The organism is Thalassospira sp. UBA4513 (assembly GCF_002388495.1).
Lineage (GTDB): Bacteria > Pseudomonadota > Alphaproteobacteria > Rhodospirillales > Thalassospiraceae > Thalassospira > Thalassospira tepidiphila.
Genome location: NZ_DGMR01000022.1, coordinates 76271 through 99144, shown reverse-complemented (window position 1 = coordinate 99144; position 22874 = coordinate 76271). Strand labels below are relative to the sequence as shown.

General features: G+C 47.9%; 22 protein-coding genes. 21 read left to right on the top strand and 1 reads right to left on the bottom strand.

Going from position 1 to position 22874, the window contains the following annotated elements; genetic code table 11:
• Position 1: 1 nt before the first annotated feature.
• The 18 genes from B2T33_RS08935 (at position 2) to B2T33_RS08850 (ending at position 19089) form a co-directional block, all read left to right on the top strand.
• Positions 2 to 715, top strand: a complete 714-nt coding sequence (locus tag B2T33_RS08935) for a cytidylyltransferase domain-containing protein (RefSeq protein WP_064779746.1) — start codon at positions 2 to 4, stop codon at positions 713 to 715.
• The gene (locus tag B2T33_RS08930) at positions 708 to 1433 is read left to right on the top strand and encodes a class I SAM-dependent methyltransferase (protein WP_167351183.1); all 726 of its coding nucleotides are present in this window, start codon (positions 708 to 710) and stop codon (positions 1431 to 1433) included. The genes B2T33_RS08935 and B2T33_RS08930 overlap by 8 nt, the downstream gene beginning before the upstream one ends.
• Positions 1434 to 1938: 505 nt before the next feature.
• Complete coding sequence (locus B2T33_RS08925) at positions 1939 to 3021, top strand: N-acetylneuraminate synthase family protein (RefSeq protein WP_064779744.1); 1083 nt, start codon at positions 1939 to 1941, stop codon at positions 3019 to 3021.
• Positions 3008 to 4027, top strand: coding sequence for a phosphotransferase (locus tag B2T33_RS08920; RefSeq protein ID WP_064779743.1), 1020 nt, complete (start codon positions 3008 to 3010; stop codon positions 4025 to 4027). The genes B2T33_RS08925 and B2T33_RS08920 overlap by 14 nt, the downstream gene beginning before the upstream one ends.
• 5 nt (positions 4028 to 4032) lie before the next feature.
• Positions 4033 to 5163, top strand: coding sequence for a hypothetical protein (locus B2T33_RS08915; protein ID WP_064779742.1), 1131 nt, complete (start codon positions 4033 to 4035; stop codon positions 5161 to 5163).
• A 232-nt stretch (positions 5164 to 5395) separates the two neighbouring features.
• On the top strand, positions 5396 to 6655 hold the full coding sequence (locus B2T33_RS08910; RefSeq protein ID WP_157097691.1) for a hypothetical protein: 1260 nt from the start codon (positions 5396 to 5398) through the stop codon (positions 6653 to 6655).
• Positions 6656 to 6744: 89 nt separating this feature from the next.
• The gene (locus tag B2T33_RS08905) at positions 6745 to 8154 is read left to right on the top strand and encodes a hypothetical protein (protein WP_197145868.1); all 1410 of its coding nucleotides are present in this window, start codon (positions 6745 to 6747) and stop codon (positions 8152 to 8154) included.
• A 39-nt stretch (positions 8155 to 8193) separates the two neighbouring features.
• A complete protein-coding gene (locus tag B2T33_RS08900; protein ID WP_209272103.1) occupies positions 8194 to 9132 on the top strand; it encodes a Gfo/Idh/MocA family protein in 939 nt (312 codons plus the stop codon).
• A 126-nt stretch (positions 9133 to 9258) separates the two neighbouring features.
• Positions 9259 to 10116: an NHL repeat-containing protein gene (locus tag B2T33_RS08895; RefSeq protein ID WP_286791713.1), complete on the top strand. Its 858-nt coding sequence runs from the start codon at positions 9259 to 9261 to the stop codon at positions 10114 to 10116.
• On the top strand, positions 10117 to 10755 hold the full coding sequence (locus tag B2T33_RS08890; RefSeq protein ID WP_064779738.1) for an acetyltransferase: 639 nt from the start codon (positions 10117 to 10119) through the stop codon (positions 10753 to 10755).
• A gap of 10 nt (positions 10756 to 10765) precedes the next feature.
• Positions 10766 to 12718: an asparagine synthase (glutamine-hydrolyzing) gene (gene asnB / locus B2T33_RS08885; protein WP_064779737.1), complete on the top strand. Its 1953-nt coding sequence runs from the start codon at positions 10766 to 10768 to the stop codon at positions 12716 to 12718.
• 2 nt (positions 12719 to 12720) lie between these two features.
• On the top strand, positions 12721 to 13344 hold the full coding sequence (gene hisH / locus B2T33_RS08880) for an imidazole glycerol phosphate synthase subunit HisH (RefSeq protein ID WP_064779736.1): 624 nt from the start codon (positions 12721 to 12723) through the stop codon (positions 13342 to 13344).
• Positions 13341 to 14099, top strand: a complete 759-nt coding sequence (locus B2T33_RS08875) for an AglZ/HisF2 family acetamidino modification protein (protein ID WP_064779735.1) — start codon at positions 13341 to 13343, stop codon at positions 14097 to 14099. Before hisH ends, B2T33_RS08875 begins: the two co-directional genes overlap by 4 nt.
• Positions 14099 to 15220, top strand: a complete 1122-nt coding sequence (locus B2T33_RS08870; RefSeq protein WP_064779734.1) for an N-acetyl sugar amidotransferase — start codon at positions 14099 to 14101, stop codon at positions 15218 to 15220. The genes B2T33_RS08875 and B2T33_RS08870 overlap by 1 nt, the downstream gene beginning before the upstream one ends.
• Complete coding sequence (locus B2T33_RS08865; RefSeq protein ID WP_064779733.1) at positions 15217 to 16353, top strand: glycosyltransferase family 4 protein; 1137 nt, start codon at positions 15217 to 15219, stop codon at positions 16351 to 16353. The genes B2T33_RS08870 and B2T33_RS08865 overlap by 4 nt, the downstream gene beginning before the upstream one ends.
• A 64-nt stretch (positions 16354 to 16417) precedes the next feature.
• On the top strand, positions 16418 to 17359 hold the full coding sequence (locus B2T33_RS08860) for a Gfo/Idh/MocA family oxidoreductase (protein WP_064779732.1): 942 nt from the start codon (positions 16418 to 16420) through the stop codon (positions 17357 to 17359).
• 3 nt (positions 17360 to 17362) lie between these two features.
• On the top strand, positions 17363 to 17971 hold the full coding sequence (locus B2T33_RS08855; RefSeq protein WP_197145862.1) for an acyltransferase: 609 nt from the start codon (positions 17363 to 17365) through the stop codon (positions 17969 to 17971).
• Entirely contained in the window at positions 17968 to 19089 is a 1122-nt protein-coding gene (locus tag B2T33_RS08850; RefSeq protein ID WP_197145861.1) for a DegT/DnrJ/EryC1/StrS family aminotransferase, read from the top strand. The genes B2T33_RS08855 and B2T33_RS08850 overlap by 4 nt, the downstream gene beginning before the upstream one ends.
• A gap of 110 nt (positions 19090 to 19199) precedes the next feature.
• Here the strand turns inward: B2T33_RS08850 and B2T33_RS08845 are convergent, their stop codons facing one another.
• Entirely contained in the window at positions 19200 to 20174 is a 975-nt protein-coding gene (locus B2T33_RS08845; RefSeq protein ID WP_197145859.1) for a nucleoside recognition domain-containing protein, read from the bottom strand.
• Between the two features lie 173 nt (positions 20175 to 20347).
• On the opposite strand from B2T33_RS08845, the gene B2T33_RS08840 reads away from it, so the two are divergent.
• The 3 genes from B2T33_RS08840 (at position 20348) to B2T33_RS08830 (ending at position 22869) form a co-directional block, all read left to right on the top strand.
• Positions 20348 to 20809, top strand: coding sequence for an Lrp/AsnC family transcriptional regulator (locus B2T33_RS08840; protein WP_197145857.1), 462 nt, complete (start codon positions 20348 to 20350; stop codon positions 20807 to 20809).
• 186 nt (positions 20810 to 20995) lie between these two features.
• Positions 20996 to 21226, top strand: a complete 231-nt coding sequence (locus tag B2T33_RS08835; protein ID WP_147419458.1) for a hypothetical protein — start codon at positions 20996 to 20998, stop codon at positions 21224 to 21226.
• 131 nt (positions 21227 to 21357) lie between these two features.
• A complete protein-coding gene (locus B2T33_RS08830) occupies positions 21358 to 22869 on the top strand; it encodes a multicopper oxidase family protein (RefSeq protein ID WP_197145855.1) in 1512 nt (503 codons plus the stop codon).
• Positions 22870 to 22874: the final 5 nt, after the last annotated feature.

Sequence of the window (22874 nt, the reverse complement as noted above, 5' to 3'; positions counted from 1 at the left end):
CATGGAAGAAGAAAACGCGAAAGTTGTCGCAATAATACCGGCTCGCGGGGGCTCAAAGGGAATTCTGCGAAAAAATGTAAGATTACTATTGAACAAACCGCTTGTGGTGTACTCAATTGAGGCAGCTTTGAGTGCTAAAGCAATAGACGCAGTCTATGTGTCTACTGACGACATCGAAATAGCTACTTGCGCTGCAGCTGCTGGGGCCAACGTAATTGAAAGGCCTAGTATACTAGCATCAGATACTGCCCAAAATCACGAAGTAGTTATCCACGCATTGCGGACTTTAGATAGTCAGGGTGTTCACCCAGAAACTGTGGTCTTGTTGCAACCGACATCTCCATTGAGGACAGCGGAAAATATTGACGAATGTATTAGCGCGTATGAAAACGCCAACGGGGCTTCGGCAATGAGCATTTGTGAAGTGGCTGTGCATCCCGGGAAAACGGTTCTCATTGAGAATTCAGAAATTCGCCCGTTTACAACTGACCGGGACATGGAAGCGCGCAGACAAAATATGACTGACGTCTACCAGCAGAATGGCGCTATATATGTAGTAAATGCAGACATTTTTAGAGCTGAACAAAGATTCTATTGTAAACCAAGCGTCCCTTATTTGATGAGTAGAATTGATAGCGTGGATATTGACGACGAATTTGATTTCCAGTTGGCTGAACTAATTTTGAAGGCTCGTAAGGAGGCATATTTTGAGTAATGCAACCTACAGAAATCATCAGCATTACATAGATGAAGGTTGGAGTAATGAGCCGAAGGAGACGTTTAAGTCGCTACTAAACATCCTAAAGAAGCGCATTGGTGAGGATTGTTCTAGTGTTTTGGATGTAGGCTGTGCCGCTGGCGAATTACTTGGATTCTTGTCGACGGAATTTAAAGAGTGTGAACTAGTTGGTGTTGATGTAACTCAGAGCCTTTTAGATGTGGGATCAAGGCTTCTCCCTGAGGCGCAATTTACGCGTGCCTCAGCGCTGGAGTTACCCGCCTCTTTGTTTGAAAAATTTGACCTCGTTACCTCAATAGGCTGTATGTCTATTTTTAATGAGTTAGAAATAAATGCGTACTGGGACAATCTCTATCGAGTTACTAAACCGGGGGGGTTAATTGTCGTCTTATCTCCTCTGAACGAGTTTGGTGTTGACGCGATGATACGTCATCGTAAGCGACCTGATGGTTCTCCGGGTTCTTGGGAGACTGGTTGGAATATATTCAGTAGGGAGACCATTGAAGAATTAGTGGCGGACCTGGGGGCAAGGCTCGAGCTACAGCGTTTCCAGATACCGTTCGATATTCCAAGACGGGAGGATCCAATAAGAACTTGGACAATGCAGACGCAATATCGAGATTTGCAGCTAACCAATGGCCTTAAGATTATGATTGATCACTATTTTATGATCGTACACAAGCCCCAAAAATAAGCTATAGCGGTGCGTCTTCTATCCCGACTACGTGCTTTTGCCCTACGTAAAATTAATGGGTGAACTTTAATTTGCCGGGATAATAGCTACCCGAGAGGTGCTGGGATATACTGTTTGTTGTAGCCTCACGATCGCCTTGGTTTAATTTTTTGGATCGATTGTTGAACATGATGTCTTTTGACGTATTTTGTCACCATCGTACGAAATAGCTAGGTTGCGAAAGCTATGTGGTGAATTACGAAGTGTGTTGGTTGAAAGTGCACAAGTGTGATTCTGCGTTTTAATTCGTTTTTGAGAAGGGGTTCCGTCTACTGTAAACTTCTCGAAGAAGTTGTTTAAAACGGAGTATACATTAAGAACGAGCACATTCTCAATCGTACAAAGCAGAAGCTCTGGGGCGTGATGGAAAACGCCCCAAGCGTGGCTTTGCCAAAATTAACTGAATAAAGTCAAGCATCTGATCTCGGCTTTCCAACAGATAAACTAACGTTAAGGGTTATTTCGAATGGTGCATTCTTTTTCGCTGGGCGGATATGAGCTCAACTCGGAAGATAAGCCACCGGTGTTTTTAGCGGAAATCGGGGGTTTTTTTGGTCAAGATGTTGAGTTGGCTTCAGAAATGGTCCAGCGGATAATTGGCATTGGGCAATCAATCGCTGAACAGCCAATGGTACTAAAAACGGAAATTCTCCACGATGCGGAGATATGTTTGCCTGGTGACACACTTGAAACTTATGCATCTAAAGATGGCCGAGTACAGCAGGAAAACTACAGAGATTTAATAGAGCGTAAGGTACTCTCACTCAACAGCTACGAGAAGATCTTGCGTAATTGTAGTGATGCAGGGGCGCCCTTTATTGTATCTGTTTACGACTTCAAAGGAGCAGACTTTGCGCATGAAATAGGAGCTTGCTCCTTAAAGATAGCCTCAGCAAATTTGGTGCATATTCCACTAATTCGGCACTGCGCTACTAAGGGGCTGCCTCTTGTAATAGATACTGGCCGTGCAACTCTCTTGGAAGTCGAAATGGCGGTCAAAGCGGCGAGGGAGGCCGGATGTAATGACATTGTTGTCGAACACAGTCCCGATGGCCATCCAGCATTGCCAAAAGCGCATAACCTGAGGATACTTCAAACCTACAGGGAGAGGTTCAATCTGCCTGTAGGCCTGTCTGATCATCACACCGGCATTGAAATGCTCTATGCAGCAATAGCTCTCGGAGCTGCTGTTGTCGAAAAGGGGGTGCATGTCGATCCTGATGATCTCGATATTGATATTTCACACACCATGGATCTTGATGATCTGCCAGAAGTCCTGCGTTCGGTACATAATGTTTGGTTATCTCTCGGTAATTTCGAACGAGACATAGGGATTCCGATTGAGGGAGTGATAGGAACTTCACAGCGGCAGTGCCTGGTGGCGGCCAAAGATATGAGTGTTGGCGACCCTATTGATTTCGGTAACGTGCGTTTTGCATTTCCGTGTCGCGGCATCCCAGTTCAAGACTGGGATAGTGTTCGCGGTCGGAAACTCTCGAGAAAAGTGTTGGCTGGGCTGCCGATTCAGTGGGCCGATGTCGCCCAGTAACTTTAGTATTCGCCCACCAGCTTGGGAAGGGCTAGAGCCAGCGATACCAGGTTGGGAGGTCGCTTCCAAAGATATCGCTTTCCAAATAGCAAAAGTTGTTGGTTCCGAAGGGAAGTTCTGGGCAGCAAAGTTTGGTGACGTTGTGTCTGATCGAATGTTTAGGCTCGACGAGCCAGACGGCCGGAAATTCATTTTTAAAATATTAGAAGACAGTGAAGTATGTCAATCAGAAGAGGCAGAAAAAGCCAGCGCGTGGCTCGCTTCTAACAAAGTTCCTGTAGTTGTTGCGTCAGGTCAGTACCGACTGCCGAGTGGCGAAGTCATCGTCAAAATGCCCTATCTTGAGGGGCGTCGTGTTGGGTTAGCTGTAGATGAGCTTTTTGCATTTGGTGTTAGCCTTGCTAAGTTGCATAAGGCTCTAAGGAACGTGCCTCATCGTGAACGTTGGAGGCTTAGGACTGCGCAAAGATTAAAGGCCTTATCAAAAACTCGACAATATATTGTGAGTAGTGGAGTGGAACTAGGCCCCTATCCGCAACGTCTTTTAAACTTAGCGAACGACGCAGAACTTGATTTTGAGAGATCTCAATGGTTCACACAGCCTTTGCATGGGGACGTTAACCCCGGTAACGTGCTGATTTTGAACAACACTCCTGTTTTTATGGATTTTGAAGATACTGCTCATAGCGTTCTTCCTGTTGAATACGAGGTTTTATTTGCAATTGAGCGTTTTGTTTTAGTTCGTGTAGACAACGATTTGGAAGCAAGCCGATTAGGAAAGGCGTTCCTGCATGGATATAGATCTCAAATAAAGACAGAACTACAAAGCGTCTATATTGAACCTGTTCAAGTTCTTAGATCCCTCGCACTTCGATCATTGATGGTTCTTGTCAATGGAGAGCTTTCCGGGTCAAAAGTTTTAGAAAGTGAATGGAAAAAATTCTTCTTTCTTGAGAAAATGTCCCGTTATCGCGCTGAAGTGATTCTAAATATTTTTAAGGACTAATATCTTTGAAATACAAAATACTTCTTACAGCAAGAGATCCTGCAGCAGCTCTTCATCTAATCGAAATAGCTAAGTGTTCTAGGAACTTTGATGACCTTCATATCGATATCGTTACGCAGCAGCCGGCGAGCAGGTATTTTGATGAGGCAGGCTTTCTAACCACCGTAGTGGATCTTCCGCCCGCTAAAGAAATGCCTTCGGTTGAAGGGGAAAATCTACTTCAAAAATCGCGGGATCTGATCGATTCTTTGAAGCCAGACGCTGTTTTGAGTGGATTGTCTACTCCATTTGATGGGGGGCTGGATGAAGCAATTACAGCTGTTTTCAAGGGGCCAAAATTCGTTATGCAAGACTTCTGGGGGGAGGCTAACCAGTTTTTTGGGGCCCGAGCTCAGCTATATTTCGCCCTGGACGATGAGGCTGTGCGTCTAAGCGAAAACCGTCATGGGCTTAATGCTGTCAGTGTGGGGTCCCCTCGGCACTCCGCCTACCAAAGCATGGATATTAATGCGATTAGAGAAAAAGAAAGAAGGCGAATTGGTGCATCCAAAGAAACAACTGTCGTTGGGTTTTATGGGCAGGCATTGCACTGGGTTAAAGGATACAGGAATACTTTGAATGCATGGGTCGATGCAATGATCGCTCAAAAGGGAGAATACAAAGCGCTATACCGACCACATCCCAGAGAAGATAAAGGCGATATACGTTGGACCGTTCAGCGTTTTGCGGATGCTGGGATGCCATGTGTTATCTGCCAGGGGCAAGATGTCGAGCACTCTCTTTTGACGTGTGATGTCGTATGTAGCGCATTTTCAAATTGCACCTATGATGTTGCCTATTTGAACTATTTTTCTGAGGTTCCACTTATCACACCGGTCTCCTTGTTTTTTGATCCAGAGATTATCGATTATTTCCACAAGATGGTTAAACTCGATGAATTTCCGTACTTAAAATCGGGCTTGGTCCTGGCAATTAACGACGTTCGAGACCTATCGAGTGTTTTGGCGTTGGCCGGTTCTAAGCGGGTTAAAGAGAAGTATTGGTCTGCAGCAAAGCACTTGCCAAGTCCTATTAAAGCCCCTGAAATCGTTCTTAATCACATTCATAGTTCTCTTGTAGCAACCAATGCACGCTAAGGTACTCCCCAATCCAAGTCACGAAGAGGTAAACTCGCGATTTATTCGTCTAGACAATAATCCTGTAATTCTTGAGACTTCATTCCGCGGTTGGTGGGCATGGCCGATAGTTAAAGAGAGACTATGGCTATACTGTCTCAACAATTCGGTTGCTATTGAAGGGGGGAGCCGGATAGCGTTCTCGGAGGTTGTCCTTAGAATATCTTCAGGCTTATGGCAGGTTGTCGCCAACTTGTCGTACCCCTCTCATAAGAGTGGCGCTGTATTCTATGAGGCGCGGCCTGTATTATTGCCAAGTGGTCAGAAACTTCACCCTCATCTTGGAAATCTTGAGCGAATAGAACGAAATCGATCATGGATACATTATCGCTTTCCTTGGGGGCGTGCAGGAAAGCGGTTTCCTTTTCCCGGGGAAATTGAAGATTATGGAATTAGTTCGGTAGTTGCGGTTTTTGCGAGTGTCCTCAGAAAAAGAGAGAAGGAACAAAAAATTGCTAAGCTTCTATCCGATGAGCTCTTAAAAGAATTCCCACATCTTGATGTGAACGAGGTATTTAATCTAATTTCTGACCAACTAGCTCGCTTTTGCTGTAGATTTTTATTTACTAGGTGCCTTTTGGCTCGTTCTCGGGTCAGTAAGGTCATCGTCTTAGACGCCGACGGAAAAGTTCCCGAACTTGCTGCCGCAAAATCTTTGGGGATCCATGTAACTGAAATCCAGCACGGCATGTTTAGTACAAGGGAGCCAGACTACTCTTGGAGTAAACGCCACAGGTATGTGCCTTTCATGCGGGCGATCCCAGATTCCCAAGTAGTCTTTGGGGAGGTATGGGCAAGGCAATTACGCCAAGCCGGATACTGGTCACCAGAAAACATCCTTGTCGCGCGAAATCCTCTGATTGAAGAGTATCGGCAACTGTGGTCGCAGCAAAGGAAACTTGAAAAACCGGGTGGCCCTAGACCATTAAAGTTACTATTCCCCACTCAAGGTTACGTCCGGAGAGATGCTATTAGTTTCTGGACGAATGTGCTTGAAGGCATGACAAGTGCACAAAGTAACCTGTTCCATTTAAGTATAAAAATTCACCCGCTTGAGCGGCAAAGCGCGCGAGAATACCGCAAATTAGCCAAGAAATATCCCAGCACTGTTTCGGTTGTGCCTGATGACGTTGAGGCTTTCGATGCAATCATAGCCTCAGATGTAGTTGTTGGATACACTTCATTGATGATGGTTGAAGCAATCGGAATCGGGTTGTCGGTAATTGGGCTGCAAGAGCGTAATAGTGGAATGGGGATTGACGAGACCTTTAGAATGCCAGAGTTGGCGGAATTCGTTGTTCCTTGCTTTGACAAAAGCGAATTTTTCCAAATAGTTGGGAAGTTTAACAAAGAGCTTAATAGCGATGTTTCTGATGTTTCCAATTCATATTTGACTGCTAAAGTCGGTATATATAGCGTTGATGCGCCTTCAGTTGAGGATTTAGTGCTTTGAAGATAAACCATAAGGCCTCTTCAGGCAGGGCTCTTCTTGTTTCTCAGAGACCATCAGACTATGTCGAAATGAGGAGATGCGCTAAAACTTTGAAAAATAAAGGTTGGGAAATTCATTTCCTGTATTTTCATGGGGAAACCGGAAGTGATACTGATATCATTGCTTCCATTAAACAAGAGGAGAATGAAGGTGACTTCTCTCACGTTGAGTTACGCCAAATTGGTATGGGAAGGCGTTCTAAAACAGAAGCATCGTCAGATAGATTATCTAGTTTCACAAGATTATATGATTATCTTCTAGCGCTCTCTAAAAGAATTTTTTTGGGAAAAATAAAGGAGTTTTTGACAAAATATACGACTTTATTGATTCTGTATAATTCGGTTAGAATTGTTTGTTTTTATTTATCTGAAAAAAGAGCGTTGAAGGGGGTCGTCAAAACATCAAGTCCAGATGTTATCATCGTTCCTGAAGATGTAGTTGGGTATATATCTCCGCTAATAATTAAAGCTGGGCATGAGTTAAATATACCGACAGTAATAATTCCATACACGATTGCAAATGAACAAGAGGCATTCAAGAGTTTATGTGGAAATGCGCATTATCATTTGAAAGGAATCTGGAACCGCGCAATGGGAAAACTATTCCCGAATTGGGTTATGAGCCAAGATGGGGTATCTTTGGTAAGAATGCCAGCTCCTTATATTCTGGGGCAGATTCTCACTAAAACCTCTCCGCCAAATCCTTGGATGATGAATTCGGGTTTTGCAAACGTGATCGCGGTCGAAAATTTGGCAATGAAACATTATTATCTGCAGTCCGGAATTCCGAAAAAAAAAATAAGAGTGGTTGGGTCAATTTCGGATGATCATCTGGCACAGTTTAAAAATAATAAAGCACAAGAAGTGAGCAGATTGAAGGGCGACCTGCATATCGAGGGGGATAAGCCTATATTGGTTGTTGGGGGATGCCCTGATCAATCCGGTTGTTGTCCTTCCGGTTTCGAATACAGCGACTTCCACCAGTTCATTGTTCGCTTGGGAACTCTCCTTAAACCTCTCACGAATGTTTATGATGTAATTTTCCGCCCGCACCCCAATAATTTGGAAATGGGAATCGGGCTCGAAAAGTATGGGATTATTGTTACTGAATTTGATACAGCTAGGCTAGTAGCTTTGTCTGATGTTTATTTGGCTTTTGCTTCGGCTACGATCAGGTGGGCCATTGCTTGCGAAGTGCCCGTTGTTAACTATGACCTTTTCCACTACGACTATGACGATTTCAAGGGGGTGCCGGGCGTGCTTACCGTTGCCTCAGAGGATAGTTTCAAGAATGCGCTTGAAAGCCTAAGGCCTAATTGTGACAAGTTTCGGGATCTTCAGCGTGATGCAAAGCTGGCCGCCCATCGTTGGGGGATGCTGGATGGGAAGTCTGCAGATCGAATTGTCGCCCTTATTGAAGAAATGTGCGCATACGAGGACGTTGTTAGAGCTTCTGAGTAATGCGGTGTTAGATAGCTGCTGTTAGTTGTGAGAGGTTAAATGATTAATGTGGCAATAGTCGGCGCAGGGTCGATGGCAAAGGAGCACATTCGGGCTTTTAGTGCTCTGAATGGTGTGCAAGTTACCGGGATCTACAGCAGGACCCGTGCGAAAGCCGAAGCTCTGGCACAAGAGCACAACTTTGGCAATGTCTGCGACAACATTGCGGAGCTAAAGGAAAAAAGTGCTGCACATCTGGTGGTAGTTGCTGTTCCTGAGCTCGCAGCAAATGCTGTCGCTAAGGAGGTCTTCGTTCATGATTGGGCCGTTTTACTAGAGAAACCTGCTGGCTACGACTTGAGTGATGCAGAAGATATAGCTGCTGCGGCAAAAGGGCGAGATAAACCTGTTATGGTCGGGTTTAATCGCAGGTTTTACAGCAGCTTGCAAAATATTCTTCTCGATGTTGAACAACGAAATGAGCACCGCTACGTTCATGTTCAGGATCAACAAAATTACGAAGAGGCTCGCTTGCATGGGCATCCTGAAGAGGTTGTGCAGAAATTTATGTATGCCAATTCTATTCACGTCATTGATATGATGCTTTGCCTATGCAGAGGGAAAGTTACAAATGTTCAGCCTGTTATGCCTTGGAAGGGTGCAGATACTGAAGTGGTTCTGGCTCACATAAACTTTGATAGTGGTGATAGCGCTTTATATGAAGGGATTTGGAAGGGGCCTGGGCCATGGGCTTGTGCTTTGAGTACTCCAAGCCGCCGGTGGGTAATGCAACCACTGGAAAAAGCAGCTTACCAAAATGTGAATGAACGCGTTCAAAATCCCGTGGAAATTGATCCGATTGATGTTGAGTTTAAGGCCGGTTTTTTGCGTCAGGCCGAGGCTGTCATCGCTCGGGTGAGGGGGGAGGAAAGTCACGCGGTTAGCCTTGAAGATAGCCTTCATACGATGCGGCTCATCAACCAGATTTTTGGTGTTTGACAGTTGTTTTCGCGGTTTCGCCCGGTCATCAGCCGAGAAACTATCTCGGGAGCGTGTTGTCTCACTGGTTTTGGAAGGCCTTTTGGATTAGCTGCAGATCTGCAGGGAAGATATTACGTTGCAGACATGGATTTGCATTGTATTTTTCGGTTCGATGCGAAACTCGAATATTTTCAGTGGCTAGACAATGTCGCCGGGTGGTCATCCCCAGTCGAAGTGCTAAATGGTCGGGTGCAATCACACAAGCGTCGAAAACCTTTGGACTTTAATGGCCCGCATTCGATTGCAGTTGCGGCTGATGGTGCGATGTTTGTTACCACATATTATGATCCCGGCGTCATTATGCTCTCTTCGGAGGGGAGCCTCCTTAAAGTATGGGGGAGAGGAGAGGATAATGAGCCTACTTTGGCTGGACCCGCCACCGGGGTTTTAGGTGCAAATGGTCTTCTTTGGGTTACTGAGTATCGCTTGAACGCAGTGTTTGCATATGACACTTATACAATGTCACTGAAAGGCGCACTTGGGGGCGGGAGGCCTGGGTTTAGAGAAAGTGAAGGTTTCATGCCTGGAAGTGGTGCTTGTTTCTTTGATCGGCCGCATATGGCAAGAACTGATCATGAAGGAAACCTGATCGTTGTCGATACATGGAATCACCGGTTGCAGAAATTTAGCCCTGACGGCGAATTTATCGGATGTCTTGGAGGTGAGAAAAAGGGGTGGGTACGTACTGCAAAGTCCGTGGAAGCGTCAAAGAGCCTCGGAGCTTTTTACGCACCTGTATCGATAAGTTTCGATAGCCACGCAAACTTAGTCGTTACCGACTGGGGGAACAGTCGATTGCAGTGGTTCGACGCCGAAGGGCGCTTTGTGGCTGATGATTACAGTCTCCCGCTTGAGAACCCATATGATGCACAAATATTTGATGGTAGATGCGTAGTGGCAAACTCAGCAAAAGGCGAAGTTTACGTAAAGAGTTTACTTTAAATGGATAGTCTAGTAGTTGCCGGTGCTTCTGGTCATGCTCGCGTTATTGCATCTGCGGCACAGAAATCCGGGAAATTTTCCGTCCTTGGATACCTTGACAACAACTTACCTGCAGGACTTCTTGTAGACGGGCTGCCCATTCTCGGTGGAGACGATATACTTACAAATCTCAAGAAAAGTATAGCTGATTTAAAGGTGATTGTGGGGATTGGAGATAACGCTTTACGACAATCGGTCGCAGCTAAGATTAGTATAACAGACTTTGCAACCGTAGTTCATCCTAATGCTGTTGTGGCCGACGATGTGCAGATTGGCGATGGTTCGTTCGTTGCTGCCTCCGCAACAATAAATGTAGGTGTCCGGATTGGATGTCATGTCATTGTTAATACAAGCTCATCTATTGATCATGACTGCGATATCGCGGATTTTTCCTCGATATCTCCCGGAGCAATACTGACGGGTGGTGTTTCTTTGCGGCGCGGTGCTATGATTGGCGCGGGCGCAGTAATTTCTCCGAATCTAGAGGTAGGCCAACACGCTGTCGTTGGAGCAGGGACAGTTGTAATCCGATCTCTTCCACAGGATACCTGTTGGGTAGGTGTTCCTGCTCGCCAGATCGCTAAATCCCCTAAACAATAAGGTTTGGAAGATGTGTGGAATTGCTGCGCTTATTTCACAAACTGCAAGAAGCCAAGCACATGACTTGGTGAAAATGTGCGATGCGATCGTTCATCGGGGGCCCGACGGTCAAGGTTATGCTTTTTTCAGTCAAGATGGCCGACAGAAACTTACTTGCACTCGCAAAGAGGCACTTCAACTGAAGTCAGAGAGAACAAGAGTCGCTCTAGGACACAGGCGGTTGGCGATTACTGATGTGTCCAGTGCCGCGAGTCAACCAATGAGTTTTGGATCTCAAAGACGATACTGGATCACATTCAATGGCGAGATATATAACTTCAAGGAACTTCGAGCAGAGTTGGAGGTTAAAGGTTACGGATTCACTTCGGACTCTGATACCGAAGTCCTAATCTGCGCCTACGCTGAATGGGGGAATGATTGCCTACGTCATCTTAACGGCATGTTTTCATTTGTTATATTTGACTCGATTTCCGAAACCATCTTCGCTGCTCGTGACCGATATGGGGTCAAGCCTCTGTACTGGTGGCGTCCGGATGCTCAGTCTCTGGCTCTAGCTTCTGAAATAAAACAATTTACCTTTCTATCCAATTGGGCTCCCAAGTTGGAACGCAAGGCTGCATTCGATTATTTGAACTGGGGTTTAACCGACCATACTTCAAAAACCTTGTTTGAAGGTGTTTGGCAATTGCCTGCGGGCCATTACGTTCAATGCAATATTGATGAAATAGCTTCCGCGTTACCAATAAAGCAGTGGTATGAGTTACCTCAAAAGTGTTGGAGGCAGCCTTATAAAGACTCGGTTGTGAATTTTAGAAACGTCTTCGTTAATGCTGTAAAACTTCGGCTAAATGCAGATGTTGAAGTTGGTGCTGCCTTGTCAGGGGGGCTAGATTCCTCATCTATCGTTTGTGTGGCGGATGTGCTTAATCGAGAAAGCGACGCTAAAACAATGCACACGTTCTCAGCCAGAGCTGTCGACAAACGATTTGATGAAGGCGATTTTATTGATTCTGTCTCATCAAAAACATCAACCGTTCAACATATGATTTATCCTGATAATGATGGCTTGCGGCGTGATTTGGACATGCTTATCTGGCACCATGATGAGCCTTTCGGATCGACCAGTGTCTACGCAGAGTGGAGAGTCTTCAAGGAATCAAAAGAGGCGGGGATAAAGGTCGTGCTTGACGGTCATGGTGCTGACGAAACCCTTGCAGGATATAAGAGTAATGTTGGTTTTTTCCTATCCTCCCTTCTCACCAGAGGAAAATTTGGGCAGTTCTTGAAAGAGTTTTCAGCGCAAAGAAAATATCAGAACAAAGCTCTTCTTTTTCTACTTGTCGAGATACTTGATAACCTGGCTCCTAATTGGTTACGGCAATTTGCTAGAAAATTAAGCGGGCGCTCAGTGTCTTGCCCTTCGTGGATCAACACCGAGTTATTGGGAATTATGCCTGTCGATCCGATGCAGAGCCTTCAAAAGCGACAGGAACCAAATCTCTCAGGTTTGTCTCGCGCTCAGTTAACTGCGACCAGCTTGCCGATGCAGTTAAAGTGGGTGGATCGGGACTCTATGGCGCATTCCATAGAAAGTCGGGCACCGTTTATGGATTATCGTCTTATTGAGTTAGTGCTCAGCATGCCGGATGAATATAAGTTTGATGGTGGGGTATCTAAGAGAATTCTGCGCTCCGCAATGAAGCAGTTGCTGCCGGAAAAGGTTCGAAACCGAAAAGATAAGATGGGGTTTGTAACGCCGGAGGAAATTTGGGTGTGTAAGGACAGTCCTGCCGATTTCAAAAGGATGCTCAAAGATGCCGTAGAAAACTCTCAGGGGATACTGAAAGAAGAAGCGTTCAACATTGGCTCGGCGATGATTGATGGTGATCTTCCATACAATTCTAGGCTGTGGAGAATGATTTGCTTTGGGCTGTGGATGAAACGATTTAAAGTTCGGGTATAGAGATGATTACCGTAGTGAACTGGGGGGCAGGAAATATTGGTTCTATAACCAATATGCTAAACTATCTCGGGATCAAGGCAGAGATAGCGACCGACTGGAAACAGATAAAAACTGCCGAAAAGATTATCCTGCCGGGTGTGGGAGCATTCGATCACGGTATGCGAAGCCTAAACGAGCTTTGCTTCACAGAGGCACTAAATGAAGCTGTTCTGGATCGCAAAGTGCCTGTTCTTGGTATCTGCCTCGGAATGCAATTGTTGTGTGATGGTAGCGATGAAGGCGACCTTGCTGGCTTGGGGTGGATTCATGGCAGGGCAAAGCGTTTTGACCTTCAAGATAATGCTCAAAAACTGCGGGTTCCTCATATGGGGTGGAGCGAGTTGAAACTCGTTCGAGGTGGTCGTCTGTTTGATGACACGGCAGATCAAAACAGATTCTATTTTGTGCATTCTTATCATGTCGTCTGTCATAAGGCTGAAGATGTGATAGGGACTGTGTGGCACGGCTCCGACATAACAGCGGTTGTGGAACGAGGAAACATATTTGGCGCACAGTTCCACCCGGAAAAAAGCCATCGTTTCGGCATGAAGCTTTTTGAGAGGTTTTCAGGGCTTGAAGCAGGATGAAAACTAGAGTGATTCCTTGCCTCCTGATCGCTGATGGAGGACTTGTTAAGACAACGGGCTACAAGAGACCATCTTACGTGGGTGATCCGATTAACGCTGTCCGGATATTTAACAGTAAAGAAGTCGATGAATTAATGGTGCTTGATATATCGGCAAGCAAGCAAGGAAGAGCTCCTGACTTTAATGCCATTGGTGAGATCGTAAGCGAGGCATTTATGCCGGTTGCATATGGAGGAGGTATAACAACCGAGAGGCAGGCTGGTGAGTTGCTTGCCCTGGGAGTGGAGAAAGTCGTTCTCAACAGTATTCTTGCCGATGATCCTGGCTTGGTCAGTATTTTGGCTAAGCGCTTCGGGTCGCAAAGTGTTGTCGTTTCAATCGATGTAAAAAAGCAAGGGATTACGAGGCAATATCATGCGATGACCCATGGTGGCACGCGGAAGACCGGGCAAAAGCCGAAGGACTTCGCACAGGAAATGGTTATGCGCGGAGCAGGGGAAATACTTCTGAATGCAATTGATCAAGATGGAACTCTATCGGGATATGATTTGCAGCTGATTAATGAGGTTGCAAGTTGTGTAGACATTCCGATAGTGGCTTGCGGTGGTGCTAGAGATATCGCAGATTTTGAAAAAGCAACGAAAGCTGGCGCATCTGCCGTGGCTGCCGGAAGCTTCTTCATTTATCACGGCCCTCATCGTGCCGTGCTGATATCGTATCCGAACCGTAGTGAACTTGAGAATGTCTTACCGTAATGAATGATCGCACTTTAGACAGCCAAATTTGTTCGAAATGTGTAATGGACACCTCAGATCCCGAAATTTCGTTTGATCAGTTTGGGGTATGTAACCATTGCAAACAGGCAGAGTTGAGCCTGGCACAGGTTAAACTAACACCAGACGAAACTCGGCAGAAGATCGGTCAACTGGTGGATAGAATTCGCAGCTACTCAGCTGATCGGAAATACGATGCAGTTGTAGGTATGTCTGGCGGGGTAGACTCATCTTACGTTGCATTGCTCGCTCATAAACTTGGTTTGAGAGTCTTGGCGGTGCATTTCGACAATGGATGGAATTCCGAAGTTGCTGTGAAGAATATTAAGACCCTAGTCGATGCTTTCGGATTTGACCTCGAAACCTACGTAATTAATTGGCCTGAATTCAGGGATTTACAACGGAGTTTTATCCGTGCCGGTGTCGTCGACATAGAGATGCTCTCCGACCACGCAATTATGGCGTCAATGTTTGATTTAGCTAAGCGTCATAACGTTCGGTATGTTCTTTCGGGCACCAATATTGCCACAGAACACGGTATGCCTAGAACTTGGGTGTGGAACAAGAATGACCTTACGAATATTGAAGACATCCACAGAAAATTTGGCGAAATTAAGCTAACGTCATTTCCTCGTATGGGTTTATTAAAGAGTACAATTCGGCGAAAATTCCACATGGGGTTCGAGTTTGTCGAAATTCTTAATCTAGTTAATTTTCGCAAAGATGCTGCTATGAAAGTTTTGAGTGAGGAAACTGGATGGACATATTATGGAGGAAAACACTACGAATCGATATTTACGAAATTCTACCAAGCGTACATTTTACCGGTCAAATTTAATATTGATAAACGAAAAGTCCATCTGTCAGCTTTAGTTAGAAATGGTGAGCTCACACGAGCGCAAGCGCTGTTGGAGCTCGAAAAACCTTTGTACCAAGAAGATGAACTTCGCAGAGATCAAGCCTACGTCCTTAAAAAGCTTAATCTAAGCCAGGGAGAGTTTGATACTGTCATGGCGGCAGACCCTGTTCCCCACAGTTGCTACCGCACGGATAAGAATATTCGCATTATAATTAAGGATATAGCGGAAAAATTGGGGCTATGACGCAGGTGGCTACCAAAAAATATCGTCTGGCTTATCTCAGTCCTGAGCCTAACAGAGAGGGCCATGCGTCCTATACGCATGTTCACGAAATTGTTCGCCATCTTAGGGATATAGGGTGGCAGGTTGATCTGTTTTGTCCTGATTATGAGCAGAGTAGGTTGCCCGGGGCTTTGTCTCGGGTGGCGGGGATTGCTCGTAGTTTAACGCTTATTATTTTCAGGAGGCAGCCAGACATTTATTACATGCGCTGGCATTTCGCGGCTTGGCCATTGGCGCTTTGGGCTAAAATAGGCGGTGTTCCAACCGTTGTAGAAGTCAACGGCCCAATAGATGATTTGTTTATCGCCTGGCCACATACAAGAAGATTCAAGGCATTCTTCTCTTGGTTGATGAAGAGTCAACTCAATTGGTCGGATGCTGTGGTGGCTGTTACGCCCGGTCTGGTAAGTCTTTCCAAGAAAATCTGCGGAGAAGAGAAGTTTGTCTCGTTAATCCCAAACGGCGCAAATACAGATGTGTTTTCTCCTGAGGCTGCCAAAGAAGTGAACGGTTTAACAGAAATATTGCCTAGAAGGTTTTTGATTTTTTTTGGCACCATGGCTCGTTGGCAGGGTATTCGAACTATCCTAGAAGCAATCGAAGAACCTGCTTGGCCAGCTGGGATGCATGTGGTTTTTGCGGGTGATGGCGAAGATCGTGAATTTGTCGAAATGGCAGCAGAACGTCTAGACCACGTGCACTATTATGGCCGGGTGCCTTATCAGACATTAGCTACAATTGTTGCGCGCGCGACAGGGGCTTTAGTCTGCCCCGAAAACTTGGAGGGACGGGCAGTCACAGGGTTGGCCCCCCTCAAGTTGTTCGAAAGTTTGTCGTCCGGCGTTCCAGTAATTGCTACCAATCAGCCGTTTCAAGCAGAACTCATACGTGAAGAGAATTGCGGCATAGTTATCGAGCCAGGGCAGCCGGAGGTTTTGGCAAATGCCGTGTCGAAGCTCGTCGAGTCAGAAGATCAGCGCCTGAAATGGTCTGAAAATGCGCGGAGAGTAGTTGTTCAAAGCCATTCTTGGCTAGCTAGGGCTAAGGACACAGATAGTGTTCTTCAGGCCGTTCTTTCATTTAAGGCAACGTAAAATAGATACTACAAAAGTAGCATATCTCATCACTATTTCATAAAGATTCTGGGACTTTCTCGATATGAATAAATTCGCGTTAATCGGAGCTGCCGGATATATCGCGCCACGGCACATGAGGGCGATAAAGGAAGTTCAGGGTGAGCTGGTTGCGGCTTTTGATCCTGCAGACAGCGTTGGGGCTATGGACAGTTATTTTCCAGACGCAAGTTTTTTTACGGAGTTTGAGCGCTTTGACCGTCATATTGATGTCCTATCCCGTTCAGGAAACGGTGTGGACTACATGTGTGTTTGTTCGCCGAACTATTTGCACGATGCGCACTCACGCTTCGGTTTGAGATCCGGGGCAGATGTAATATGTGAAAAGCCGTTGGTGCTGAATCCATGGAACCTTGATGGCTTGCAAGAGATGGAGCAGCATACCGGCAGGACGCTTTACACAATTTTGCAGCTCCGACTCCATCCCGCGATTATGGCTCTAAAACAACGCATTGATGCGGCTCCAATCGATAAGATATTTGAAGTCGACCTGACCTACATTACATCGCGCGGTGCTTGGTACTATGTGTCATGGAAAGGAAATGAAGCGAAATCAGGCGGAATTGCTACGAATATTGGGGTGCATTTTTACGATATGCTTTCATTTGTGTTCGGTGAGTTGCAGTGTAATAATGTGCATGTTCGTGAGCCGAGCCATGCAGCAGGATATCTAGAATTCAAACGTGCGCGTGTCCGCTGGTTCCTCTCAGTCGATCGAAATGACCTTCCAACCCAAACCCCAGATGGTCAAACGACCTATCGATCAATCACCGTCGATGGTGATGAAGTTGAGTTCTCTGGTGGGTTTACAGACCTGCATACGCGGAGTTACCAAGATATTCTTAACGGCGGTGGGTTTGGTATAGATCAGGTGCGTCCATCAATTGAGTTGGTATCGTCAATTCGCAGCAAAGCTTTGGAACCGCAAAAAGGCGATATGCATTCCTTTGTTATAGAGCGAAACTAACGTATGGAAGATTCTCGATCTCGTGCCCCAAATTTTGCCTCGGTGACAGTTCATGAAAGTGCCTATGTGGACATGCCTGTTAGAATTGGCAAGGGAACCAAAATCTGGCATTTCTCGCACGTTTTGCAGAATACGGTAATTGGTGAAAACTGCGTTTTAGGTCAGAATGTTGTTGTTGGCCCGGATGTAACCATCGGTAATCAGGTTAAAATCCAGAACAATGTTAGTGTCTATAAGGGCGTGACGCTGCAGGACGACGTTTTTTGTGGTCCTTCATGTGTATTTACAAATGTGAATAATCCAAGGGCTAATATCGAGCGCAAGGATGAGTTTCGCTCGACCTTAGTCAAGCGAGGTGCGAGCATCGGCGCAAATGCTACAATCGTATGCGGTCATACTTTAGGTGAGTATTGTTTCGTCGCTGCAGGATCCGTTGTAGCAACGGACGTTCCTGACTATGCGCTGATGGTTGGAGTTCCAGCCAAACGTGTTGGTTGGGTTAGTCGTGCCGGTATGAAGCTAGATAAAGACCTCGTATGCCCACATGATGGCTCTCAGTATCAGTTAAACGATTGTGGGACGCTGGAATTTGTAGGCGGCAAACCAGAATGAGTATTCCTTTTATTGATTTGCAGGCCCAAAGAAAAGCTTTGGGGCCGCTTCTAGATGAAGCTATTAAGCGTGTGCTAGAACGTGGAGATTTCATTCAGGGAAAGGAGGTTCAAGAGTTCGAAGAAGCTCTTTCCCTTTTTACCGGTGCAGTTCACTCCTTGACATGTGGTAATGGCACTGATGCGCTCACTTTAGTCGGTATGGCCGAGGGCTTGGGCGCCGGAGATGCTGTATTTGTTCCAGCATTTACATTTGTCGCTACTGCTGAAGCATTCAGCGTTCTCGGTGCAACTCCATATCTGATAGATGTTGACCCTATCACGTTCAACTTGTCAGTGGAGAGCCTGAAACAGGGAATTGCTGACTCAAAATTGGCTGGCCTAAAACCTAAGATGGTGGTCGCTGTTGATTTGTTTGGTCAACCGGCTGACTACAACTCAATAAAAGACGTTTCAGAAGAACATGGTCTGATACTAGTTGCTGACGCAGCGCAAGCATTCGGCGCATCGTTATACGGCAAAAGGGTAGGTACTTTGGCCGATTACACTACGTTGAGTTTCTTCCCGGCCAAACCGTTGGGGTGCTACGGCGATGGTGGTGCGATATTAACAGACTTGGATGGCAAGGCTACACTTATCAGATCATTAATGCAGCATGGTAAGGGGGGTGAAAAGTACGATAATGTTAATATCGGTTTAAACAGCCGCCTTGATACGATCCAAGCTGCTATTCTTCTTGAGAAACTCAAAGTATTCGAAGATGAGCTGAGTTCGCGGAACGAAATAGCGAAAAGATACAGTAAAAGTCTTGAAGAATTTGCTGAAACGCCTTCTTTGATAGAAGGTGCAATTTCAAATTGGGCGCAATATACCATCAAATTAGAGCGAAGAGACGAGGTTCAGTCCAAGCTTAAAGAGGTAGGGGTTCCTACTGCTGTTTACTACCCAAAACCACTGAATCAGCAAAACGCATACATGCATTACCCTGTAGTCTCTAGCGGCGTAACCGTGTCAGAAAAACTCGCTAGCCAAGTACTCAGCTTGCCGATGCACGCATACATGCCTGAAAAGACCCAGCAGCAGATTATAGAGCACGTTATTGATGCCATAACCCAATAAATACCCTGGGTACTAACTTCGCGACAAATCGATTTGGGTTTGTCCCTTGGTAGCAACAAGTTGGGTGGTGCTTCGTCTTTATGCGCCCTGAAATCTAAGTTCTGTAGAACTCATTTAACTGAGCTCTCCGTGGCAAGTTGGGCGCGCTCCGGCGCCCAGCGCAGGGTCAGGCGCGCCAGAAGGGCGATGATGATCAGGGTCAGGATCACCCGCCCGACCAGAACCACCCAGATATCGGCCCCAAGCGCCAGCATGATCGCCGTATCCTCGATCAGGGAATGCGACAGCGACAACCAGCTGAGTGATAGGAAAAGCGTCCTTGGCGGATAGTTGTTCTTGCGCGCCTCATCAATGATCAGCGCCCCGCCATAGGTAATGCCAAGTAGCACACCAATGGTGGTTACCGGTGCTACGTCGCGTGAAATGCCCGATATACGCAGGACCGGCATCATCGCCTGTGTGATGCGCGCCGTGACCCCGGTTTTCTCGAGCAGATCAAGCAGGATCAGCAATCCGACAATCACGCCAAAGGTCACCAGAAGCGATTTGAACATTTGGATCGACCAGTCGATCCAACCGGCCAGTCCACTGGCGGCAGTCGTGGTTTCACTCCCCGCCATCCAGGAAAAATCAACCGGCTCGGAAAGCCATCCGGTGATATCACTCACCCAGGTCACCAGTGCGGCATATCCGATTGCGGCACCGACGCGAAGGGCGGTGGTCGCCCAAAAACTTGCCCCGGCCCGTTTGACAATCGCCTGTTCGACCGGCAGGCCGTGGGCAAACAGCATCATCGCACACAGCGCACTCAGCTGTGCGGCGGTCATATCAAGGTGTGCTGCCAGCCCGACAAACGCACCGACCGCGCCATACATGCTGACCAAAACGCAGGTCGCCCAGATCAGCCCGGCCTCCGGCGGCAGTCCGATCAGCGCCATCACCGGTGCCAGCCAATTGGATACCAGTTCAACCGCCCCGAATTCCTCGGCAATGCGGACAACCACCATCACGGGCAACATCACCTTGATCAGGGTGATGAACAGTTTCTGGCTGCGGTTGATCAGGTCAAAGGCATAGCGATGCATGGGGCGGCAATCCGGTTAGGTATTGAGGGTTTTAATGCTGGTGGTAGGCGCATGTAAGGTCGTTCAAGGCCGCGATCATGCCACGGGTTTTTGATTTTTGTGCAGCGTATTTGCGCATCTTCGTGCAATATGGAAGCGTTATTAAGCTGATTGGCGCGGTGGAGTTGCGTGATATGCCCGAACTGGATCAGATCGATACCAAAATCCTGCGCCAGTTGCAGGAAAACGCCGATATCCCCAATGCGGAATTGGCTGACCGGATCGGCTTGTCGCCGTCGGCCTGTTTGCGGCGCGTGGCCAAGCTGCGTCAATCAGGTGTGATCCGCAAAACCGTCGCGGTGATCGACCCGGCACAGGTCGGACGTCCGCTGGGGGCGGTGATCAATCTTGAATTCCATCGTCACGGCAATCAGTTCCGCCCAGACTTCATCCGCAAGGTCCGCAAACTTGATGCCGTACGCCAATGCCATGTCGTCACCGGCGAAGTCACCGGGGTGATGATTTTGCAGATGCGTGACATGGCGGAATATACCGCCCTTTGCGAAACGCTTTTTGATGCCGACGACAACATCGTCTGGTACCGCACCTATATCATCACCGAAACGCTGAAGGATGAATTCGGACCGGCGATCTAGCTTTCATGTGAATGTCAGTGGTCGATATGATCAAGATCATGGACGCGCCCACCGGTTCGCGATAGTTTTTGGCTTATGAACAAGCTGCTCCATATCTTCATGACACTGTGTTTGCTGAGCGCCTCGGTCGCGGGCATGACACATATATCTGCTTCCGCCTCGGCAATGCCGATCGCAGGGGCCAGCATGTCTCATGGAACCATGGAACAGATGATGGCCGATTGCGATGATTGCGCGGCCTCGCCACAGGTGGCCGATGCCTGCGATATCATCTGTGCTGTCCCGGCCGTGATTGCGCGTAAGGAACCGCTGGCAAACCTCCTTTCGGTCAAACAGCTTCATATCCTGCCCGTGGCCCATCGCGCCGCTGGCATTACGCAACGCCCGGAAATCGCCCCGCCACGCCTTCTTTCCTGACCCGACCCGGTACTTGGCGGCATTGCCCCACAGACCGGCCAAGTGCGCGCGCCCCAATAACGGTGCTGCGCGCCAACCATTCCGGCATGTGCAATGCCGGGAAACTGTCATCTGTCAGGAAAGTCATCCTCATGAAGAACCTTTCCACTTTGCGCCCGTCACGGCGCCGTTTCTTGCAATCGCTGGGTGCCGGTGGCGTCACCGCCGCGGCCCTGTCTGCCGGTTTGCCAGCCATGATTCCGGGCATCGGGCGCGGCATGGCCCACGCCGCCGAGACAGGGGGCGTCCAGCAAGTGACCGCCGCACCCGCCACTGCCCGCCTTCTTCCCGGGGGTGCTGTGCCAACACCGGTATGGGCATTTAACGGCACGGTGCCGGGCTCGCTTCTGCGCGTCAAACAGGGCGAAGACGTCCATGTCCGCTTTGAAAATCAGCTTGCGGAGCCAAGCAGCATCCACTGGCACGGGGTACGTGTTCCCAATGCCATGGATGGGGTACCGGGCCTGACCCAAAAGCCGGTCGCCCCAGGCGACACATTCGATTACCGCTTTAACGCCCGGGATGCCGGAACCTATTGGTATCATCCGCATATCAATTCACCGACCCAGCTTGCCCGTGGCCTCTATGGTGCCCTGATCGTCGAGGAGGCCGAACCGGTCAGCGTCGATCGGGAATTTGTCTGGCTGATCGATGACTGGCGTCTTGGGGAAGATGGCGAAATCGATCCGGTGTTTAACGCCGGGCATGATGTTGGTCATGCCGGGCGTCTGGGCGGGCTTGTCACCATCAATGGTGTGGCAAATCCCGATATTTCGGTACGCCCCGGCGAACGGATCAGGGTGCGCATGATCAACACGGCCAATGCGCGTGTCTTTGCCATCGATTTTGCAGGTTTGTCTCCGCATTTGATTGCCCTTGATGGTCATCCGGTCACACCGCATGTGCCAGACCTGCCGGTCTTTTTGTTTGCACCCGGCATGCGGGCTGATTTTATTGTTGATGTCCCGCCTGATGCCAGTGGCCAGTTTTCCCTGATCGACCGTTTTTATGACGGGCTTGAAAACCCGTTGGCAAACCTCCGGGTCGCGGGGGATCCGGTGCGTGGCGACGTTGCGCAAACCAGCATGACCTTGCCCGATAACCCGTTGCCCGAACCTGATCTGCAAAATGCCCGGCGCGAACAGCTGCTTTATACTGGCGGCATGATGGGCGGTGGTGTGCTGCGTCATCTTGTTGAAACCGCCAAAATTGATGCCGGCTTCCTTGGTGAAGTGCGCGGCATGGCGCAATCGATGATGGGGATGATGACCGGCGGTGGCATCTGGATGGTCAATGGCCGCGATCCCGAACGCGATGATCTCGGCCCGCTATTTTCACTCGGCCGCGGGGAAAGCTGTGTCGTGACCGTCACCAATGCCACGGCCTGGTATCACCCGATCCACTTGCATGGTCATGCCTTCCGGGTGCTTTCACGCGACGGGCAACCAACTCGCTATCAGGAATGGCAGGATACCGTCCTTCTTGCCCCGGCAGAACAGGCCGAAATCGCCTTTGTTGCCGACAATCCCGGCGACTGGATGCTTCATTGTCACATTCTCGAACACAAATTCGGCGGCATGTCCGGCTTCATCCGGACCGCCTGACCGCC

Excerpts from the sequence above, each read along its gene's own strand:
- B2T33_RS08835 (WP_147419458.1), top strand. The coding sequence starts at position 20,996 with ATGTCTCATGGAACCATGGAACAGATGATGGCCGATTGCGATGATTGC.
- B2T33_RS08840 (WP_197145857.1), top strand. The coding sequence starts at position 20,348 with ATGCCCGAACTGGATCAGATCGATACCAAAATCCTGCGCCAGTTGCAG.
- B2T33_RS08865 (WP_064779733.1), top strand. The coding sequence starts at position 15,217 with ATGACGCAGGTGGCTACCAAAAAATATCGTCTGGCTTATCTCAGTCCT.
- B2T33_RS08860 (WP_064779732.1), top strand. The coding sequence starts at position 16,418 with ATGAATAAATTCGCGTTAATCGGAGCTGCCGGATATATCGCGCCACGG.
- asnB (WP_064779737.1), top strand. The coding sequence starts at position 10,766 with ATGTGTGGAATTGCTGCGCTTATTTCACAAACTGCAAGAAGCCAAGCA.
- B2T33_RS08900 (WP_209272103.1), top strand. The coding sequence starts at position 8,194 with ATGATTAATGTGGCAATAGTCGGCGCAGGGTCGATGGCAAAGGAGCAC.
- B2T33_RS08890 (WP_064779738.1), top strand. The coding sequence starts at position 10,117 with ATGGATAGTCTAGTAGTTGCCGGTGCTTCTGGTCATGCTCGCGTTATT.
- B2T33_RS08830 (WP_197145855.1), top strand. The coding sequence starts at position 21,358 with ATGAAGAACCTTTCCACTTTGCGCCCGTCACGGCGCCGTTTCTTGCAA.
- B2T33_RS08920 (WP_064779743.1), top strand. The coding sequence starts at position 3,008 with ATGTCGCCCAGTAACTTTAGTATTCGCCCACCAGCTTGGGAAGGGCTA.
- B2T33_RS08870 (WP_064779734.1), top strand. The coding sequence starts at position 14,099 with ATGAATGATCGCACTTTAGACAGCCAAATTTGTTCGAAATGTGTAATG.
- B2T33_RS08895 (WP_286791713.1), top strand. The coding sequence starts at position 9,259 with ATGGATTTGCATTGTATTTTTCGGTTCGATGCGAAACTCGAATATTTT.
- B2T33_RS08850 (WP_197145861.1), top strand. The coding sequence starts at position 17,968 with ATGAGTATTCCTTTTATTGATTTGCAGGCCCAAAGAAAAGCTTTGGGG.
- B2T33_RS08845 (WP_197145859.1), bottom strand. The coding sequence starts at position 20,174 with ATGCATCGCTATGCCTTTGACCTGATCAACCGCAGCCAGAAACTGTTC.
- B2T33_RS08875 (WP_064779735.1), top strand. The coding sequence starts at position 13,341 with ATGAAAACTAGAGTGATTCCTTGCCTCCTGATCGCTGATGGAGGACTT.
- hisH (WP_064779736.1), top strand. The coding sequence starts at position 12,721 with ATGATTACCGTAGTGAACTGGGGGGCAGGAAATATTGGTTCTATAACC.
- B2T33_RS08935 (WP_064779746.1), top strand. The coding sequence starts at position 2 with ATGGAAGAAGAAAACGCGAAAGTTGTCGCAATAATACCGGCTCGCGGG.
- B2T33_RS08855 (WP_197145862.1), top strand. The coding sequence starts at position 17,363 with ATGGAAGATTCTCGATCTCGTGCCCCAAATTTTGCCTCGGTGACAGTT.
- B2T33_RS08925 (WP_064779744.1), top strand. The coding sequence starts at position 1,939 with ATGGTGCATTCTTTTTCGCTGGGCGGATATGAGCTCAACTCGGAAGAT.